General features: G+C 70.8%; 17 protein-coding genes. 12 read left to right on the plus strand and 5 right to left on the minus strand.

The annotated features are described in order from the left end of the window. Genes ACIRJR_RS07310 through ACIRJR_RS07320 form a run of 3 tightly spaced genes read left to right on the plus strand, consistent with a single transcriptional unit; the run spans position 1 to position 3245 of the window. Entirely contained in the window at positions 1-1245 is a 1245-nt protein-coding gene (locus ACIRJR_RS07310; protein WP_403775121.1) for a cytidylyltransferase domain-containing protein, read from the plus strand. Positions 1246-1257: 12 nt separating this feature from the next. Then, complete coding sequence (locus ACIRJR_RS07315) at positions 1258-2190, plus strand: N-acetylneuraminate synthase family protein (protein ID WP_403775124.1); 933 nt, start codon at positions 1258-1260, stop codon at positions 2188-2190. Between the two features lie 11 nt (positions 2191-2201). Next, positions 2202-3245: a hypothetical protein gene (locus ACIRJR_RS07320; RefSeq protein WP_403775127.1), complete on the plus strand. Its 1044-nt coding sequence runs from the start codon at positions 2202-2204 to the stop codon at positions 3243-3245. 225 nt (positions 3246-3470) lie between these two features. Here the strand turns inward: ACIRJR_RS07320 and ACIRJR_RS07325 are convergent, their stop codons facing one another. Then, on the minus strand, positions 3471-5195 hold the full coding sequence (locus ACIRJR_RS07325; protein WP_403775130.1) for a protein kinase: 1725 nt from the start codon (positions 5193-5195) through the stop codon (positions 3471-3473). Between the two features lie 87 nt (positions 5196-5282). Beyond that, positions 5283-5681, minus strand: coding sequence for a hypothetical protein (locus ACIRJR_RS07330; protein WP_403775133.1), 399 nt, complete (start codon positions 5679-5681; stop codon positions 5283-5285). A gap of 417 nt (positions 5682-6098) precedes the next feature. Here ACIRJR_RS07330 and ACIRJR_RS07335 point away from each other — a divergent pair, with 417 nt between their 5' ends. The 9 genes from ACIRJR_RS07335 to ACIRJR_RS07375 all read left to right on the plus strand — a co-directional run bounded on the left by ACIRJR_RS07335 (position 6099) and on the right by ACIRJR_RS07375 (position 15772). Beyond that, on the plus strand, positions 6099-7313 hold the full coding sequence (locus ACIRJR_RS07335) for an amidohydrolase (protein WP_403775136.1): 1215 nt from the start codon (positions 6099-6101) through the stop codon (positions 7311-7313). Positions 7314-7654: 341 nt separating this feature from the next. Continuing rightward, positions 7655-8704 (plus strand): BMP family protein, encoded by a 1050-nt coding sequence (locus tag ACIRJR_RS07340; protein WP_403775139.1) that lies wholly within the window; start codon positions 7655-7657, stop codon positions 8702-8704. 238 nt (positions 8705-8942) lie between these two features. Continuing rightward, the gene (locus ACIRJR_RS07345) at positions 8943-10526 is read left to right on the plus strand and encodes an ABC transporter ATP-binding protein (protein ID WP_403776391.1); all 1584 of its coding nucleotides are present in this window, start codon (positions 8943-8945) and stop codon (positions 10524-10526) included. Next, a complete protein-coding gene (locus ACIRJR_RS07350) occupies positions 10526-11644 on the plus strand; it encodes an ABC transporter permease (RefSeq protein WP_403775142.1) in 1119 nt (372 codons plus the stop codon). The genes ACIRJR_RS07345 and ACIRJR_RS07350 overlap by 1 nt, the downstream gene beginning before the upstream one ends. Beyond that, positions 11641-12906, plus strand: coding sequence for an ABC transporter permease (locus tag ACIRJR_RS07355; RefSeq protein ID WP_403775145.1), 1266 nt, complete (start codon positions 11641-11643; stop codon positions 12904-12906). The genes ACIRJR_RS07350 and ACIRJR_RS07355 overlap by 4 nt, the downstream gene beginning before the upstream one ends. Further along, positions 12903-13304 (plus strand): cytidine deaminase, encoded by a 402-nt coding sequence (locus ACIRJR_RS07360; RefSeq protein ID WP_403775148.1) that lies wholly within the window; start codon positions 12903-12905, stop codon positions 13302-13304. The genes ACIRJR_RS07355 and ACIRJR_RS07360 overlap by 4 nt, the downstream gene beginning before the upstream one ends. A gap of 138 nt (positions 13305-13442) precedes the next feature. Continuing rightward, positions 13443-14720, plus strand: coding sequence for a thymidine phosphorylase (locus tag ACIRJR_RS07365; RefSeq protein WP_403775151.1), 1278 nt, complete (start codon positions 13443-13445; stop codon positions 14718-14720). Between the two features lie 98 nt (positions 14721-14818). Further along, positions 14819-15409 (plus strand): Uma2 family endonuclease, encoded by a 591-nt coding sequence (locus ACIRJR_RS07370; RefSeq protein ID WP_403775154.1) that lies wholly within the window; start codon positions 14819-14821, stop codon positions 15407-15409. A gap of 21 nt (positions 15410-15430) precedes the next feature. Further along, positions 15431-15772: an STAS domain-containing protein gene (locus ACIRJR_RS07375; protein ID WP_403775156.1), complete on the plus strand. Its 342-nt coding sequence runs from the start codon at positions 15431-15433 to the stop codon at positions 15770-15772. A gap of 7 nt (positions 15773-15779) precedes the next feature. Here ACIRJR_RS07375 and ACIRJR_RS07380 read toward each other — a convergent pair whose 3' ends face one another. The 3 genes from ACIRJR_RS07380 to ACIRJR_RS07390 all read right to left on the minus strand — a co-directional run bounded on the left by ACIRJR_RS07380 (position 15780) and on the right by ACIRJR_RS07390 (position 17891). Next, positions 15780-16091, minus strand: a complete 312-nt coding sequence (locus ACIRJR_RS07380) for a hypothetical protein (RefSeq protein WP_403775159.1) — start codon at positions 16089-16091, stop codon at positions 15780-15782. Beyond that, the gene (locus ACIRJR_RS07385) at positions 16088-17077 is read right to left on the minus strand and encodes a sigma-70 family RNA polymerase sigma factor (RefSeq protein ID WP_403775162.1); all 990 of its coding nucleotides are present in this window, start codon (positions 17075-17077) and stop codon (positions 16088-16090) included. Before ACIRJR_RS07385 ends, ACIRJR_RS07380 begins: the two co-directional genes overlap by 4 nt. Positions 17078-17174: 97 nt before the next feature. Next, a complete protein-coding gene (locus tag ACIRJR_RS07390; protein ID WP_403775165.1) occupies positions 17175-17891 on the minus strand; it encodes a L,D-transpeptidase family protein in 717 nt (238 codons plus the stop codon). Positions 17892-17948: the final 57 nt, after the last annotated feature.

The raw sequence follows: 17948 nt of genomic DNA on the forward strand, positions 1-17948 counted from the left end.
ATGACCCCGCCCCCAACCGTGCTCGCCGTGATCCCCGCCCGCGGCGGATCCAAGGGCGTGCCCGCGAAGAACCTCGCCCGGGTCGGCGGCGTACCGCTCGTCGCCCGCGCGGTCCGCGCCTGCCTCGCCTCGCCCGAGGTCACGGACGTCGTCGTGACGACCGACGACCCGGCGATCGCCGACGCGGCCAGGGCCGCGGCGGCGGCACTGGGCGAGGAGCCCCGGCTGCACTGCGTGCAGCGCCCCGCCGCCATCGCCGGCGACTCCGCGACGAGCGAGGCGGCGGTCCTGCACGCCCTGCACACCTACGAGACGGCGGCGCACGGCCGGAAGGCCGACGTCGTGCTGCTGGTCCAGTGCACGAGCCCCTTCATCACCCGGGAGGACATCGACGGCGTCGCCGCCGCGGTCGCCCGCGAGGGCGCCGACACCGCCGTCACCGTCGCCCCCTTCCACGCCTTCGTGTGGCGCGACGGCAGCGCGGTCGAGGACGGCACCTACGGCGTCAACCACGACAAGGCCGTACGCCCCCGCCGCCAGGACCGCCCCCAGGACTACCTGGAGACCGGCGCCGCGTACGCCATGGACGTCGAGGGCTTCCGCACCCACCGCCACCGCTTCTTCGGCCACACGGCACTCGTGCCGACCGACCCCGCCCGGGTGCTGGAGATCGACGACCCGCACGACCTGGCCCGCGCCCGCGCCCTCGCGCCCCTCCTGGACCCGTCGCCGTTCCCCACCCGGGCGGACGTCGACGCCGTCGTCCTCGACTTCGACGGCACGCAGACCGACGACCGCGTCCTCATCGACGCCGACGGCCGCGAGATCGTCGCCGTACACCGCGGCGACGGCCTCGGTGTCGCCGCCCTGCGCCGGTCCGGCCTGCCGGTCCTGATCCTCTCCACGGAACAGAACCCGGTCGTCGCCGCCCGCGCCCGCAAACTCCAGGTCCCCGTCCTGCACGGCATCGACCGCAAGGACCTGGCACTCAAGCAGTGGTGCGAGGAGCAGTCCATCGCTCCCGACCGCGTGCTCTACGTCGGCAACGACGTCAACGACCTGGCCTGCTTCGGCCTGGCGGGCTGGCCCGTCGCCGTCGCGAACGCCCACGACTCGGTACGCGCCGCCGCGCGTGCCGTGACCACCAACCCCGGCGGCTCCGGCGCCGTCCGCGAGATCGCGGCCTGGCTCCTCGGCCCCACTCTCACCGTCTCCACCGAAACCCCCGACACCCCCACCACGTAAGGAAGCACCACCATGAGCACCTCCCGCCTGCGCACCTTCGGCACCCGCACCGCCGGCCCCGGCCACTCCGTCTACGTCACCGGTGAGATCGGCATCAACCACAACGGCTCCCTCGACAACGCCCTCGCGCTGATCGACGTGGCCGCCGACGCCGGCTGCGACGCGGTCAAGTTCCAGAAGCGCACCCCGGAGATCTGCACCCCGCGCGACCAGTGGGACATCGAGCGCGACACCCCCTGGGGCCGGATGACGTACATCGACTACCGCCACCGCGTCGAGTTCGGCGAGGACGAGTACACCGCCATCGCCGAGCACTGCGCCAAGCGCGGCATCGACTGGTTCGCCTCCCCGTGGGACACCGAGGCCGTCGCCTTCCTGGAGAAGTTCGACGTCCCCGCGCACAAGGTCGCTTCCGCCTCCCTCACCGACGACGAGCTGCTCCGCGCCCTGCGCGCCACCGGCCGCACCGTCATCCTCTCCACCGGCATGTCGACGCCGAAGCAGATCCGGCACGCCGTCGAGGTCCTCGGCAGCGACAACATCCTGCTCTGCCACGCCACGTCGACGTACCCGGCGAAGGCCGAGGAGCTCAACCTGAGGGTCATCAACACCCTGCAGCAGGAGTACCCGAACGTCCCGATCGGCTACAGCGGCCACGAGACCGGCCTGCAGACGACCCTCGCCGCCGTCGCCCTCGGCGCCACGTTCGTCGAGCGTCACATCACCCTGGACCGCGCCATGTGGGGCTCCGACCAGGCCGCCTCCGTCGAGCCGCAGGGCCTCACGCGCCTCGTCCGTGACATCCGCACCATCGAGGCGTCCCTCGGCGACGGCGTCAAGAAGGTCTACGAGTCCGAGCTCGGCCCGATGAAGAAGCTCCGCCGGGTCGCGGGCGTCGTCGCCGAGACCGAGAACGCGCCGGCCGCCGAGCCGGTCGCGGTCTGACGGGCCGACCGGTGAACCTCGCCTTCGTCGAGAGCCCGGTCCAGCTCCTGAACGTCCTGGAGTGGACCCACACCAGGGGAGGACCCGACACCACGATCGTCGTCCTCCCCCCGGTCGACCCGATGTCGCGCGGACAGCTGCGCAGGATGGCGGAGCTGGCCCGCGACGAGGGCATCACGGTCCGCTGGCAGGAGGCGCGCGGAGAGAGCGGCGCGCCTCTGAAGGCCCTGCGCGCGCTGACCGGACTGATCCGCAAGGCCGAGCGCATCGTCATCGGGGACCCGTTCTCCCGGTACGTGCAACTGCTCCTCAGCCTGGTCCGCACCCGCCGGATCACGGTCGTCGACGACGGCACCGCCACCATGGAGTTCGTCGCGCAACTGGCGCGCGGCGAACGCCTGGTGCGCTGGCACCGCCGGGGGAGCGGAGGCCCGCGCGAGCTGCTCCTGACCCCGGTCACCTCCGCGGCCCGCCGCAGCTTCACCCCGTCGGCGACCCGCACGGTCGAGGTGTTCACCGCGATGCCGGTGGAGGCTCCCGCCGGCATCGAGGTCACGGCGAACACCTTCGCCTGGACCCGGGAGCGCTTCGGCCCGCCCCTCATCACCAAGGGCGCCGACATGGTCGGAACCTCCCTGGTGGAGACGGGCGTGGTCGATCCCGTCCCCTACCAGGAGGCGGTCACCTCGCTCGCCCGTACCCACGGCGCGACCCGCTACTTCGCCCACCGGCGCGAGTCCGCGGACAAGCTCCACGCCCTGGAATCCGCCACCGGCCTGGAGATCGTCCGCCCCGACCTCCCGCTGGAGCTCATCGCCCGCCGGGGCCCCATCGGCCACACCGTCCTGAGCTTCCCGTCCACGGTGGTCCACACCCTGCCGCTCGCCCTGGTGGGCACGGGGGTGAAGGTCGCGGTGTGCGACATAGCGCCGGAATGGCTCCGCGACACGGCGTCCCCCCGCGCCCAGGGCTTCCTGAGCGGCGTCACGGAGACGGCCAAGGACGTCCAGCGGCTGGCCCCCTGGCGGGTCACCGCAGCCGCCACGGAAGGGTGAAGAACGGAGCGACGGGCGTCGCGCGGGCGGGCCACCTCCGCCGTCGAACCCGCCTGCCCACTCTCCGGTGAGATGCGTCAGGGCCGAACTCCGAGGGAGTTCGGCCCTTCTGGCTGTGCGGGGCGTCGCGGACATCCGCCGAAATCGCTCACGCCTGGCACTGGGCACCCGGCCGAGGAGTGGCGCCCGCTCGCGGAGTCCCTGCCCGCCCTGCGCGGCAGGGCGCTACCGGTCCGCGTTCCTCCAGACGGTCAGGTCCCCTTGGAGGAAGGCGGCCTCCGGCAGGGCGGTCGACTTCGTCTGGAGCACGTACAGCCCGATGTTCCCCTCGTCGTCCTTCATGCAGAACTCGGTGCCCGCCGCGGCCGCCGCCAGTGTCCAGCTGTGCTTGTCGGCGCTCCCGAGCAGGAGCCGGCACTCGTCGAGGGTGGTGCCGTGCGCGCCGAAGATCTGCAGGAACACCGTTTTCTCGCCCGTCAGTTCGCACTCGGCCGCTCCGCAGCTGAGGCGGACGTCACCCTTGCGGCTGTTCAGCGCCGGCTCGGGGCTCTTGAGGCTCAGTGAGGAATCCGCGTCCAGCGTCACCAAGGGGAAGGGTTCCGGCCGTGGCGCGTCGGTCGGGGCCGGTGACGCGGACGCGGCGTCCCCGTCACCGGCCCCGACCGGTGTGGAACCGGCTGCGTCGGATCCGTCGGAGGCATTCGAGGAGGGGGCCGACGCGGATCCCGGTGCGGACGCGGACGAGCGTGCGGCCGGTCCGGTCGCGGATGTCCTGGAGCGGTCCGTGTCCCGGTCGCCGAACCGGTCCACAGCATCCATCAGGGTCCATGACAGGGCCACCACCAGCAGCGCCCCTCCCGTCACAGCCGCGGCCGTGATCAGCGCGGTGCGGCGTCTTCTGCTCCTGCGCTCCTCCACCGTCGCCGGCTGCTGCTGCCAGCCGGCCTGCGGCCGGGGGTACGCCGGGGCGTGCGCGAGCCCGGGAGCCGTGTACCCGGACGTGGGCGTGAGCGCCGGCGGCCGCGGACCGGCCGGCGTCGGCTCCGGCACGGGCCCCGGAGCCGCGGTCCGGGGCCCGGCGACCTCCCGCCACACGGCAGGTCCCCCGCCCGCGTCCGCCTCCGCTCCCAGCCGCTGACGGCACCACTCCACGACCTCGGCCGGCGTGGCGCGCTCCGCCGGTTCGGCGGCCAGGCACCGGGCGAACAGCGGACGCAGCGACTCGGGCAGCAGGGACAGATCGGGCTCGGAGTGCACGATCCGGTACTGCACGTTGACGGCTGAGCCCTCGCCGTAGAGCGTCCGGCCCAGCGCTGCGAACGCCGCCGTCTGACCGAGCGCGAAGATGTCGGTCGCCGCCGTGATCTCACCCCCGGACGCCTGCTCCGGGGCCATGAAGGAGGGCGTGCCGATCACGCTCCCCGGCACGGTGTACGACGTCCCGCCGGCGGCCAGCGCGATGCCGAAGTCGATCACCCGCGGGCCGTCGGCGGCCAGCAGCACGTTCGACGGCTTCAGGTCCCGGTGCACGATGCCCTGGGCGTGGATCGCCTGCAACGCCTCGGCCACCCCGGCCATCAGCCACAGCACCGCCGGCACCGGCAGCGGACCGCGCCGGGCCACCGCCTCCGTCAGCGACGGCCCCGGCACGTACAGCGTGGCCAGCCACGGGGGTGTGCCCTCGGCGTCGGCGTCGATCAGCTCGGCGGTGTACGCCCCCTGGACCTGCCGCGCCGCCTTGATCTCCCGGGCGAACCGCCGCCGGAAGTCCGGATCATCGGCCAGCTCCGGCCGCACCACCTTGATCGCCACGGGCCGGCCGCCCCGTGTGTGCGACAGATAGACCCGGCCCATACCGCCGGCGCCCAGGCGCGCGGCGAACCGATAGCCCGACACCGAGGCCGGGTCGTCGGTCTGGAGTGGCTGGAAGACCTCTGCGGCATGGCTCATCAGCCGTGTACCCCCCACTTCGATGCATTGGCCAACGGCAGCAGCCTAAGCGGCGCGGGTCGTCGGCCGAACGCCCGGCCGGGGGAGCTACTCCCCGCCGGTGCCCGTCGTCGCGTCCCTGGACCTGCCGGAATCCCGGGGACCGTGGAGGTCCTCGGGGCGCAGGCGCCAGACCACGTCGTTGTAGCCGTCCAGGGGCACCCTGTCGTCCGTCGCTCCTTCCCGCCGGTCCAGGACGACGTGTGCGCACTGCACGAACCCCGTACCGCTCGGGGACTCCAGCCGGACGACGACCCGCTTCTCCCGCAACGCGGGGGGAATGCCGGACTCCTCGTAGACGCGGGAGAAGTCCTGCTCGCCCGCGGCGTGTACGTCGAGCGCCTTGTAGCTCATGGTCGCGAGCCGCATGGCGTCGACCGCGACGAAGTGGAGGTCGAGCTGGGTGGTGTGCTCATGGTCGGGCAGGGCGCGCAGCAACAGGTGCATGTGCCCGACCCCGTACCGCCAGACGCGAAAGCTGCGCCCGGTCCGGTGCACGAGAGGGGAAGCGGAGCCGTCCGTGCGTGGTCCGGTCAACGTGTGCGCCTTCCGTCGGAACATGCCGGTGCGGCAACGGCCGAAGGCCTCCCGGGGTTCCCCGAACGGGGCGCAGGCCCTGCCCGGCCCGCCCGCCGAGCGTGACGTCGCCGCCTGTGCCGCCGCCTGTGTCGGCACGCTCCGGGACCTGCTCCGACTCCCCTGACGGGGCCGGCCGGCAGGTCGTGCACGCGGTGGGAAAAGGGGTGAGTTTACCCGTCTCGACCATCCGTCACACGCCGCGGCGCCATCTTTTGTTCCTCTATGCGGCTGAACTTTAGTTGATCTGTAGCCAGTTGCAGGTGTCATGGGCCTACCCTTGACTGGGTGAACCAGTTGAAGTCCCGTGCGCCCCACGCAGAGGCCGTCCTGCCCGGCACCCTGCCCGACGACCTGCGTGCCGAGCTCATCGCCTTCCGCCGTGATCTGCACATGCACCCCGAGCTCGGCAACCAGGAGTTCCGTACGACCGCCGCCATCAAGGCCAGGCTCGAGAAGGCCGGGCTGGAGCCGCAGGTGCTGCCCGGTGGCACGGGACTCGTCTGTGACGTGGGGGAGTGGGACGGCGTCACACCCATGCTGGCGTTGCGGGGCGACATCGACGCGCTGCCGATCCCGGACACCAAGGTGGGGGTCTCCTACCGGTCCACCGTGCCCGACCGGGCGCACGCCTGCGGGCACGACGTCCACACCAGCTGTGTCCTGGGCGCCGGACTCGTCCTGAGCCAGCTGGACCGGCAGGGGCTGCTGCCCCGCCCGGTGCGGCTGATCTTCCAGCCCGCCGAGGAGGTGCTGCCCGGCGGCGCCGCCGACGCGGTGGCGGCCGGGGTGCTGGAGGGCGTGGGACGGATCATCGGGGTGCACTGCGACCCGAAGGTGGACGTGGGCAGGATCGGGCTCCGGATCGGGCCCATCACCTCCGCGTGCGACCGCGTGGAGATCTCCCTGGACGGACCCGGCGGGCACACCGCCCGGCCGCATCTCACCACCGACCTCGTCACCGCTGCCGCCCGGGTCGCCACCGACGTGCCCGCCCTGCTCGCACGGCGGGTCGACGCGCGGGCGGGGATGGCCGTCACCTGGGGCCGGCTCCAGACCGGCCACGCGCCCAACGTCATCCCGCAGCACGCCGAGCTGTCCGGGACGGTCCGCTGCCTCGATCTGGAGAGCTGGCGGCAGGCGCCGGACCTGGTCCACGCGGCGATCGACGAGGTGGCCGGAATGTACCGGGCGAAGACGGTGATCGACTACGTCCGTGGCGTGCCGCCCGTGGTGAACGAGGCGGAGACGATCGGTCTCCTCGACGCCGCGATGACCATCCGCCGCGGATCGTATGCGATCGAGGACACCGAACAGAGCCTGGGCGGTGAGGACTTCTCCTGGTACCTGGAGAAGATCCCGGGCGCCATGGCCAGGCTCGGCGTACGGGCCCCGGGGGACACCCGCGGCCTGGACCTGCACCGGGGGAACTTCGACGTGGACGAAGAGGCGATCACGGTCGGCGTGGAGCTGTTCACCGCCGCCGCGCTGCTGGAGGTCTGACCGGCTGGACCTGCGGCCGGACCGTGCGGAAGGTCATCGGCCGGCCGGGGTGCACGGGTACGGGCGAGGGTGGCCCCGGAGCCGCCTGACCTTTCAGCGGCCCCGGAGCTTCCGGACCTTCCGGCCGCCCCGGGGTACCGTGGGGCGGGGCCGGTCGCTCACGCCCTGTCCACCTCTTGTTCCGCGGGGGTGACGGCTCGTACCCGGACATGACACCTCCTGTTCGCGACGATCCGATAACGGCTTCCGTACAGGTCCTTATCTGACATCTACGCGCGTTACGATCGCCGCGAAACCAGCGCCGGAAGAGGCGCTTCGGTCAGGTTTGAAGGAGCCTTCCCTTGCGCCGGATCACCAGGATTGCATCCGTGGGCGTTATGTCCGCGGCACTCGCGCTGAGCGTCACGGCGTGTGGCGAGTCCTCCTCGTCGAGCAGTAGTTCCGACTCCAAGGCCGACAAGACGGCCATCGCCTACGACATCGGTGGCCGCGGCGACCAGTCGTTCAACGACGCCGCCTACGCGGGGCTGGCCAAGGCCGAGAAGGACCTCGGCGTCAAGGGCACCGAGGCCGAGCCCTCCGAGGGCGAGTCGGACGCGGACAAGGTCCAGCGCCTCACCTCGCTCGCCCGCGCCGGCAACAACCCGGTGATCGGTGTCGGCTTCGCCTACGCGCCCGCCATCAAGAAGGTCGCGCCGAAGTTCCCGAAGATCACCTTCGGCATCATCGACGACTCCTCGGTGACCGGCGACAACATCGCCAACATCGTCTTCAACGAGGAGCAGGGCTCCTACCTCGCGGGTGTCGCCGCCGCCAAGGTCACCAAGACCAAGAAGGTCGGCTTCATCGGTGGTGTCGAGACCCCGCTGATCAAGAAGTTCGAGGCCGGCTTCATCCAGGGCGTCAAGGACACCGACGCCTCGGTCAACGTCCTTCCGCAGTACCTGACCCAGCCGCCGGACTTCGCGGGCTTCTCCAAGCCCGACCTCGGCAAGGCCGCCGCCCAGGGCCAGCTCGACAAGGGTGCCGACGTCGTCTACTCGGCGGCCGGTCTGGCCGGTTCCGGTGCCATCGAGGCCGTCTCCAAGGCGGGCAAGTGGAACATCGGCGTCGACTCCGACCAGTACAAGCAGGAAGGCCTCGCCGCCTACAAGGAGTCGATCCTGACCTCGGTCACCAAGGACGTCGAGGACTCCGTCTTCAACCTGATCAAGTCCGTCCAGGACGGCAAGCCGCAGTCCGGTGAGGTCCGCTACGGCCTCGACAAGGACGGTGTCGGCCTGGCCATGTCCAACCCGGCCTTCACCAAGATGACCGAGGTCATCGCGGCCGTGGACAAGGCGAAGAAGGAAATCATCGACGGCACCATCACCGTCAAGACCGCCCCGTAACGACTCCGGTCGTCACGCTGGTTTCCCGTGGGCCCGGAGTGCGCACCCTTGCCGCTCCGGGCCCGTGGGGTGCTCATCGAAGAAGTTGTGCCCCTCGCAGTGCCCCGCCGCACCGGCTCCGCACCAGGAGTCCGGCCGTGCCGAGTGCCTGCGCCTCACGATTCGGCAGCGCTACGCGTGTAGACAGCCCTTTGGCGCGATAACTTCACCCCACCCCCTGCCCTCTGTGCCCCCGCTCCTGTCCGGCCAAGGAGAGTGCGTCATCAACGCGTCCAGCAGTCCCCCTGCCGTAGAACTGCACGGCATCACCAAGCGCTTTCCCGGCGTCGTGGCCAACCACGACATCGGCATCACCGTACGCAAGGGAACGGTCCACGCCCTCGTAGGTGAGAACGGCGCCGGGAAGTCCACCCTGATGAAGATCCTCTACGGCATGCAGAAGCCGGACGAGGGCACCATCGCCGTGGACGGCGAGCAGGTCTCGTTCGGCAACCCCGGTGACGCCATCGCGCGCGGTATCGGAATGGTCCACCAGCACTTCATGCTCGCCGACAACTTCACCGTCCTGGAGAACGTCGTCCTCGGCGGCGAGAAGCTGCACGGCATCGGATCCGCCGCGCGCAAGAAGATCAAGGAGATCTCCGACGCGTACGGCCTGGGGGTCAGGCCCGACGCGCTCGTCGAGGACCTCGGGGTCGCCGACCGCCAGCGCGTGGAGATCCTCAAGGTCCTCTACCGCGGCGCGCGCATCCTCATCCTCGACGAGCCGACCGCCGTGCTCGTCCCGCAGGAGGTCGACGCGCTCTTCGCGAACCTCCGCGAGCTCAAGGCCGAGGGCCTCACCGTCATCTTCATCTCCCACAAGCTCGGCGAGGTCCTCTCCGTCGCCGACGAGATCACGGTGATCCGGCGCGGTACGACGGTGGGCACCGCCGACCCCGCGAACACCACGACCAAGCAGCTCGCCGAGCTCATGGTCGGCAGTGAGCTCCCCTCGCCGGAGACCCGCGAGTCGACTGTCACCGACGTGCCGATGCTCCGCGTCGAAGGGCTCTCCCTCGGTGTCACCGACCCGGACGGTGTCGTGCGCGACGTCCTCTCCGACGTCGGCTTCACGATCCACAAGGGCGAGGTCCTCGGCATCGCGGGCGTCGAGGGCAACGGGCAGACCGAACTGATCGAGACGCTCGTCGGCATGCGGAGTCCGGACAGCGGCGTCATCACGCTGGACACCGACGACATCTCGTCCGCCCCCACGCGCAAGCGGCGCGAGAACGGCATCGGATACATCCCCGAGGACCGCCACCGGCACGGCGTCCTGCTGGACGCCCCGCTCTGGGAGAACCGCATCCTCGGCCACGTCACGGAGAAGCCCAACAGCAAGGGCTGGCTCCTGGACCCGAAGGCCGCACGCGTCGACACCGAGCGGATCGTGCGCGAGTACGACGTCCGGACCCCGGGCATCGAGGTCACCGCCGCCTCGCTCTCCGGCGGCAACCAGCAGAAGCTGATCGTCGGCCGCGAGATGAGCCACAACCCGAAACTGCTGATCGCCGCGCACCCCACCCGCGGGGTGGACGTCGGCGCGCAGGCGCAGATCTGGGACCAGATCCGCGAGGCGCGCCGCGAAGGGCTCGCCGTCCTGCTCATCTCGGCGGACCTGGACGAGCTCATCGGGCTCTCCGACACCCTTCGCGTCATGTACCGGGGGCAGCTGGTCGCGGACGCCGACCCCGCCACCATCACACCCGAGGAACTGGGCTCGGCCATGACCGGCGCCGCCGCCGGTCACCTCGAAGCGGCACCGGAGGACGAGGCCTGATGAGGAAATTCGACAAGGACCGGCTGATCCTGGGCTTCGCCGGCCCGGTGCTCGCCCTGGTCGTCGCCTTCGCGCTCAGCACCCTGGTGCTGCTGATCTCGAACCGCGACCCCTTCGAGCTGTACCGGCTGCTGTTCGAGCAGGTGTCGTACAGCGACGTACAGGTCCTGATCATCAACCAGGCCGGGACGTACTACCTCGCCGCACTCGCGGTCGCGGTCGGCTTCCGCATGAACCTCTTCAACATCGGGGTCGACGGGCAGTACCGCCTCGGGGCGATGGTGGCCGCCCTCGTCGGCGCCAGCGTCACCCTTCCCGGGCCGCTCCAGATCGCCCTGATCGTCGTCGTGGCGATGCTGGTCGGCGCCTTCTGGGCCGGTATCGCGGGCATCCTCAAGACCACCCGGGGCGTGAGCGAGGTCGTCGCGACGATCATGCTCAACTCCATCTCGACCTCGCTGATCGCCTGGCTGATCCTGCCGAAGAACTTCGGCGACCAGGCTGCGGGCTCCAACAACCTGACCACGGGCGAGATCCCGGAGTCCGGCTGGTTCCCGGGCCTGTCCCTGAGCCCGGAGGCCGGGGAGATCTACGGCTTCACCTTCGTCGCGGCCGGCTGCGGCCTCGTCTACTGGCTGGTCCTGAACCGGACGCGGTTCGGCTTCGACCTGCGTGCCACGGGTGCGAGCGAGAGCGCCGCCCAGGCCTCCGGTGTGGACGCCAAGAAGATGATCCTCACCTCGATGCTGATCTCCGGGGCGATCGCCGGACTCGTCGGCATGCCGACGCTGCTGGGTGACACGCACACCTACAGCCTCGACTTCCCCGTCGGTCTCGGTTTCACCGGCATCACCATCGCCCTGCTCGGCCGCAACCACCCGCTGGGCATCGCGCTCAGCGCGCTGCTGATCGCGTTCCTGGACAAGGCGTCGTCCCCGCTCGACCAGTTCGGCTTCGAGAAGGAGATCGCCACGATCATGCAGGGGCTGATCGTGATCTCCGTCGTCGTCAGCTACGAGCTCGTCCGCCGTTACGGGACCCGCCGCCAGCAGCAGAAGGTCGGCGAGGAACTCGCCGCCGGCCACGCCCTCACCACCGAGAAGGAGGCGGCCCTGTGAGCACCAGCAAAGTCTCCGCCGCACGCGTCGCCACCCCGAAGGGCAAAGGCCGGCGCACGCTCTCCCTGCCCGCCGTCCTCCTGATCGTCGCCGGTGCGCTCGCCCTCGTCTCGCTGGTGCGCCTCATCAGCGGCGCGGACGACGTGACCTCGGTCGGGCAGGTGGCCGGCGCCCTGGAACTGGCCGTCCCGATCGGTCTGGCCGGTCTCGGCGGACTCTGGGCCGAGCGGGCCGGCGTCGTCAACATCGGCCTCGAAGGCATGATGATCCTCGGTACCTGGTTCGGTGCCTGGGCCGGATTCCAGTGGGGCCCCTGGGTGGGCGTCCTCTTCGGCATCGTCGGCGGCGCGCTCGGCGGGCTGCTGCACGCGGTCATCACCGTCACCTTCGGTGTGAACCACATCGTCTCCGGTGTGGCCGTCAACATCCTCGCCGTCGGCGTCACCCGCTACCTCTCCAACTTCACCTTCGCCGACGAGCCCGGCGGGTCCTCCAAGCAGTCCCCGCGGCTGGAGGAGATCGACAAGATCACCATTCCGGGGCTGTCGGACTGGATGCAGGACCTGCAGCAACACCACTGGTTCTTCGTCTCCGACCTCGCCGGCATCATCGGCGGCCTGGTCACCGGTCTGTCGCTGCTGACCGTCGTCGCCCTGCTGCTGATCCCCGCCACCTGGTGGGTGCTGTGGCGCACCTCGTTCGGTCTGCGGCTCCGCTCCTGCGGTGAGAGTCCGGTCGCGGCCGAGACCCTCGGTGTGAACGTCTACAAGTACAAGTACATCGCGGTGACGATCTCGGGCGGGCTGGCCGGACTCGGCGGCGCGTTCCTCTCGCTCGTCGCCACCAGCATCTACCAGGAGGGCCAGACCGGCGGCCGTGGGTACATCGGTCTCGCCGCCATGATCTTCGGCAACTGGATGCCCGGCGGCATGGCCCTGGGCGCGGGCCTCTTCGGCTTCACCGACAGCCTCAAGCTCCGCGGCGGAGCCGAGAACGTCCACGCGATGCTGCTGCTCCTGGCGATCCTGCTGGTGATCGTCGTGTTCTGGCAGCTGTACCGGAAGAAGTACGTCGCCGCGCTGATCTCGGCGGTCGTCTCCGCTCTGCTGTTCACCTGGTACTTCCTGACGGACCAGGTCCCGAGCCAGTTCGTCGACGCCGCGCCGTACGTGACGACCCTCCTGGTGCTCGCCCTGTCCGCGCAGAGGCTGCGCATGCCGAAGGCCGACGGAGTGCCGTACCGCAAGGGCGAGGGCAAGTGACGACCCCGACGCCTCCCGTCGACTGGGAGGTGCTGCGCGAGGCGGCCCGGGACGCCATGTCCCGGGCGTACGCCCCGTATTCGGGGTACCCGGTCGGAGTGGCGGCCCTCGTCGACGACGGCCGCATGATCACCGGGTGCAACGTCGAGAACGCCTCGTACGGCATCAGTCTGTGCGCCGAGTGCGGGCTGGTATCGCAGCTCGCGGCCACGGGCGGCGGCCGGCTGACCCACTTCACCTGCGTCGACGGCACGGGCTCCGTGCTCGTGCCGTGCGGCCGGTGCCGGCAGCTGCTGTACGAGTTCGGCGGGCCCGGGCTCGTGCTCGAAACGCCGGACGGGCTCCGTACGCTCGACGAGATGCTGCCGCAGTCGTTCGGACCGCAGCACCTGGGGTGATCCCCCCGGCCGCCGCGCCGCTCTCCGGGCGGGCCCGACCGGGCCGCCCGGAAGGCGCGGCGGAACGTTCCACCTCTATGCGCGTAGAGTCAACGGGACTCTCTCGCCCACCCATCCGGCCGGAAGGACTCCCCTCCCATGGACGCCATCTCCGTCATCCGTACCAAGCGGGACCGGGGCGAGCTCAGCCCCGAGCAGATCGACTGGGTCATCGACGCGTACACCCGCGGCGACGTCGCAGACGAGCAGATGTCCGCACTGGCCATGGCGATCCTGCTGAACGGCATGAACCGCACCGAGATCGCCCGCTGGACCGCCGCGATGATCGCGTCCGGCGAGCGGATGGACTTCGGCGCGCTCTCCCGCCCGACCACCGACAAGCACTCCACCGGCGGCGTCGGCGACAAGATCACCCTGCCGCTCGCCCCGCTGGTCGCCGCCTGCGGCGCCGCCGTGCCCCAGCTCAGCGGCCGGGGCCTCGGCCACACCGGCGGGACCCTCGACAAGCTGGAGTCCATCCCCGGCTGGCGGGCCCACCTCTCCAACGCCGAGATGCTCGACGTCCTGGACACCACCGGCGCCGTCATCTGCGCCGCGGGCGACGGGCTCGCCCCCGCCGACAAGAAGCTGTACGCGCTGCGCGATGTCACCGGCACCGTCGAGGCGATCCCGCTGATCGCCAGCTCGATCATGTCCAAGAAGATCGCCGAGGGCACCGGGGCGCTCGTCCTGGACGTCAAGGTCGGCTCCGGCGCCTTCATGAAGACGATCGAGGACGCCCGCGAACTGGCCTCCACCATGGTCGCGCTGGGCACCGACAGCGGCGTACGCACCGTCGCGCTGCTCACCGACATGGCAACCCCCCTCGGTCTGACCGCGGGCAACGCCCTGGAGGTCCGCGAGTCCGTCGAGGTCCTCGCCGGCGGCGGCCCGCAGGACGTCGTCGACCTGACCCTGGCGCTCGCCCGCGAGATGCTCGACGCCGCCGGACTCAAGGACGCGGACCCGGAGAAGGCCCTGGCCGACGGCTCCGCGATGGACGTCTGGCGCCGCATGATCTCCGCTCAGGGCGGCGACCCGGACGCCGAGCTCCCCGTGGCCCGCGAGCAGCACGTGATCAGCGCCCCGTCCTCGGGCGTGCTGACCCGCCTCGACGCGTACGACGTCGGTGTCGCGGCCTGGCGCCTCGGCGCGGGCCGCGCCCGCAAGGAGGACCCCGTGCAGGCGGGTGCGGGCATCGAGCTGCACGCCAAGCCGGGCGACACGGTGACCGAGGGCCAGCCGCTGCTGACCCTGCACACGGACACCCCCGAGAAGTTCGAGTACGCGCTGAAGGCCCTGCCCGGCTCGTACGACATCGCCCCCGCAGGCACCCCCTTCACCGCCACGCCGGTGGTCCGGGAACGTATCGCCTGACCTGCGGCTTTCCCTTTCGGGTGAACGGGACCGGTGGACCACCACCGGTCCCGTTCGGCATGCTGTCATCGGTGACGTACCGATCAGTGGAGACCGTCATGAGCCCCATCACCGTCGATCCCGGGCCGGGCCCCGGCCGGGACTGGGACGACCTCGTCCGGATCTGGGAGGAGACGGACGCACCCGAGGGCTGCAAGGTGGAGATCATCGAGGGGATCGCCACCGTGTCGCCACCGCCGTCCAAGGACCACAACACCACTGCGGCGCTGCTCCAGCGCAGGCTCTACACCGTCATCCCGGAGGAGTGGGGGATCTACCAGAAGCTCGGCGTCTCCCTGCCCGGACGGGCCGGGCTCTACATCCCCGATCTCGTCGTCCTGCCGCGGATCGCCGCGTCCGGGCCGGGGAACCGCGTACCGGCGGAGGACGTCCGGCTCGTCGTGGAGATCACCTCACCGGCCAACGCCAACCACGACCGCATCGGCAAGGCGCGGGGGTACGCGAGAGCCGGTGTGGAGCTGTTCCTGCTGCTCGACCCCTGGCACACCGGCCGCCCGACCGCGACCCTGTACGGGGAGCCGAGCGACGGCACCTACCGGGTCCTGGAAGCGGTCGAGTACGGCGGGACACTGACGCTGCCCAAGCCCTTCGGCCTGGATCTGGACACCGGAATCTTCCCGGTGAGCTGAGGCACACGTGCCCGGGCACCGATGAGTTCCGGGCATCCCGCCGGTCTCCCTGGTGTGGATGCCATCACCCCGAACGTCCTCGTCCTCACCGGCCGGATCGCCCGCGCCGATGTGCCGGGACTCCGCGCCGAACTGGAGGCGCTGCTCGCCCACGCCCCGGGAGCCGCCGTGGACTGCGACGTGGGCGGCGTCGTACGCCCTGACCTGGCCCTCGTCGAGGCGATAGCGCGGCTGGGACTCGTTGCCCGCAGAGCCGGGGGCGTCGAGCTGCGGCTGCGCAACGTGCCGCCCGAACTCGGTGCACTGCTCGACCTGGTGGGGCTGACCGATGTGGTGGGCAACGTCCGGCAGGCTCCAAAGTGAGCGGCGGTCAGCGGATCACGGCGGTGTCGCGGGCCACGCTGTAGCTGCAGATGACCAGCTCCGCACGTCCTTCCGCGTACTCGTGCGGCACGTCCTTGAGCGACGGTGCCGCGACCGCCGACGGCGTCGGTGCCGACCACCGCTCCGGGCACGAACCCTCCGGCTGTGGACCCGGCTCGCGGGTGTCACCCGGCGCGCTGGACGCGGGCGACGGGCCCGGGCCCGCCGTGGCGGACGGCTCGCCCAGCCACAGCGTCGCCGCCCAGCCACCCGCCACCAACAGGGCCCAGCCGATCACCACGGGGCGCGTCACCTTCACGCGGCGTCGTCCTCCAGGTGGTCGGGAAGACCGAACAGCGGGAACCAGCGCGGCGTGTCCAGGAAGCAGTGCATCCCGGTGATGGCGCCGTCCGAGATGTCGATGATCTGCACCGCCCACGGCACGAAGCCCGGACCGTCCGGATTCGGCTTGTAGTGCGCGAAGGCCGGCGTCCCGTTGGCCTCCGTCGCCACCAGCCGGGAACCGGCACAGCTCGCGCCGATGCTGAGCATGAAGCCCGCGATGTCGTCGTGCCCCTGGAGCCAGAGGTCGAACGGCGGCATGGTCATCACGGCGTCCTCGTGGAGCAGCGCCGTCAGCGCCGCCATGTCGTACCCCTCGAACGCCGCCACATAGCGGTCCAGCAGCTTGCGCTGCTCCTCGTCCAGAGGGTTCGAGGTGTCCGGTGCGGAGCTCTCGGTGTCCGAGAGGGTCGCCCGGGCCCGCTGCAGAGCGCTGTTGACCGACGCGACCGTGGTGTCGAGCAGCTCTGCGACCTCGCTCGCCTTCCATGCCAGGACCTCGCGCAGGATCAGCACCGCGCGCTGCTTGGGCGGGAGGTGCTGGAGTGCCGCCACGAACGCGAGGCGCACCGACTCGCGGGCCACCGCCGCCTCCGCCGGGTCCGCCACCGAGGGCAGGATGCGCCCGTCCGGCATCGGCTCCAGCCAGGTGTTCTCCGGAAGAGGATTCAGCGCGGCCTGGGCCAGCGGGGTCGGGCCGGTCAGGTCCACCGGCCTGGCCCGCTTCTTGCCCGCGTTCAGCATGTCCAGACAGACGTTCGTCGCGATCCGGTACAGCCAGGAGCGCAGCGACGAACGGCCCTCGAACTTGTCGAAGTTGCGCCAGGCGCGCACCAGCGTGTCCTGGACCGCGTCCTCCGCCTCGAACGCCGAGCCGAGCATCCGGTAGCAGTAGCCGGTCAGCTCGACCCGGTGCCCCTCCAGACGGCTGTCGATGTCAGCCGTCGCCGTCAGATCACTCATCGCTCCACCCCTGTTGCGCTGTGACACCGCTCACCCAGCACTGTGGAAGCTACCTCAGGGCACTGACAACAGGGGCGGGAAGCGTGGAAACCGCTGCTCAGGTGCCGGGCTTGCGTCCGTAGACGTAGACGTCGTCGCCGTTCTTCAGCAGGTTCCAGTACGACTTCGCGTCCGCGGGGCGCATGTTGACGCAGCCCGCCGACCCCGGGTTGTTGTACATGGACTTGGTGACCGAGTGGAACGCCTGCCCGCCGTCGAAGAACTGGGCGTACGGCATGCTGACGTCGTAGAGCGTCGACCAGTGGTCGATGTTGCGCCAGTAGATCTTCTTGGACCCGGTCCGCGTCTCGTCACCGTTGCGTCCCGTGCGTACGGGCACCGGGCCGAACTTCAGCTTGGACCCGTCCTGGATCCAGCTCAGCTGCCTGGTCAGGTCCACGCAGGCGATGCGCCCCTTGTTCGTGGGGCAGGCCTTCGCCTTGTTGGGAGTCTTGCCCGCGGCCTTCTGGGCGGTGATGGTCTTCATCGTGCGCCAGGTGACCGGTCCCGCGTACCCGATGGCCGGGGTGATGCCCTTCGCCACCTGGAACGAGCGGATCGCCGCGCAGTCCGCCGACGACTGCTTTCCGTCGGCCGTCCGCCCCAGCCACTGCTCGACCTGCTTCTGGTACGGCCCCTTCGACGCCGTGCAGGACGCCGCCTGGGCGGACGTCCCCGTGCCCAGGACCAGGGCCGGCGCGGCCACCAGTCCGGCGACGGACAGGACGGCTCCACGCCGTACCCGTACGCCGCGCATGTTCCCCATGATCGTCATGTACGCCTGCTCCCCTTCGCGTTCGCCCGCGGACGATGTCTCCGCTTGTTGGACGCG

Source organism: Streptomyces sp. NPDC102402, assembly GCF_044765765.1.
Taxonomy (GTDB): Bacteria; Actinomycetota; Actinomycetes; order Streptomycetales; family Streptomycetaceae; genus Streptomyces.

Excerpts from the sequence above, each read along its gene's own strand:
- ACIRJR_RS07310 (WP_403775121.1), top strand. The coding sequence starts at position 1 with ATGACCCCGCCCCCAACCGTGCTCGCCGTGATCCCCGCCCGCGGCGGA.
- ACIRJR_RS07315 (WP_403775124.1), top strand. The coding sequence starts at position 1,258 with ATGAGCACCTCCCGCCTGCGCACCTTCGGCACCCGCACCGCCGGCCCC.
- ACIRJR_RS07325 (WP_403775130.1), bottom strand. The coding sequence starts at position 5,195 with ATGAGCCATGCCGCAGAGGTCTTCCAGCCACTCCAGACCGACGACCCG.
- ACIRJR_RS07330 (WP_403775133.1), bottom strand. The coding sequence starts at position 5,681 with ATGCACCTGTTGCTGCGCGCCCTGCCCGACCATGAGCACACCACCCAG.
- ACIRJR_RS07350 (WP_403775142.1), top strand. The coding sequence starts at position 10,526 with ATGAGGAAATTCGACAAGGACCGGCTGATCCTGGGCTTCGCCGGCCCG.
- ACIRJR_RS07365 (WP_403775151.1), top strand. The coding sequence starts at position 13,443 with ATGGACGCCATCTCCGTCATCCGTACCAAGCGGGACCGGGGCGAGCTC.
- ACIRJR_RS07370 (WP_403775154.1), top strand. The coding sequence starts at position 14,819 with ATGAGCCCCATCACCGTCGATCCCGGGCCGGGCCCCGGCCGGGACTGG.
- ACIRJR_RS07375 (WP_403775156.1), top strand. The coding sequence starts at position 15,431 with ATGAGTTCCGGGCATCCCGCCGGTCTCCCTGGTGTGGATGCCATCACC.
- ACIRJR_RS07385 (WP_403775162.1), bottom strand. The coding sequence starts at position 17,077 with ATGAGTGATCTGACGGCGACGGCTGACATCGACAGCCGTCTGGAGGGG.
- ACIRJR_RS07390 (WP_403775165.1), bottom strand. The coding sequence starts at position 17,891 with ATGACGATCATGGGGAACATGCGCGGCGTACGGGTACGGCGTGGAGCC.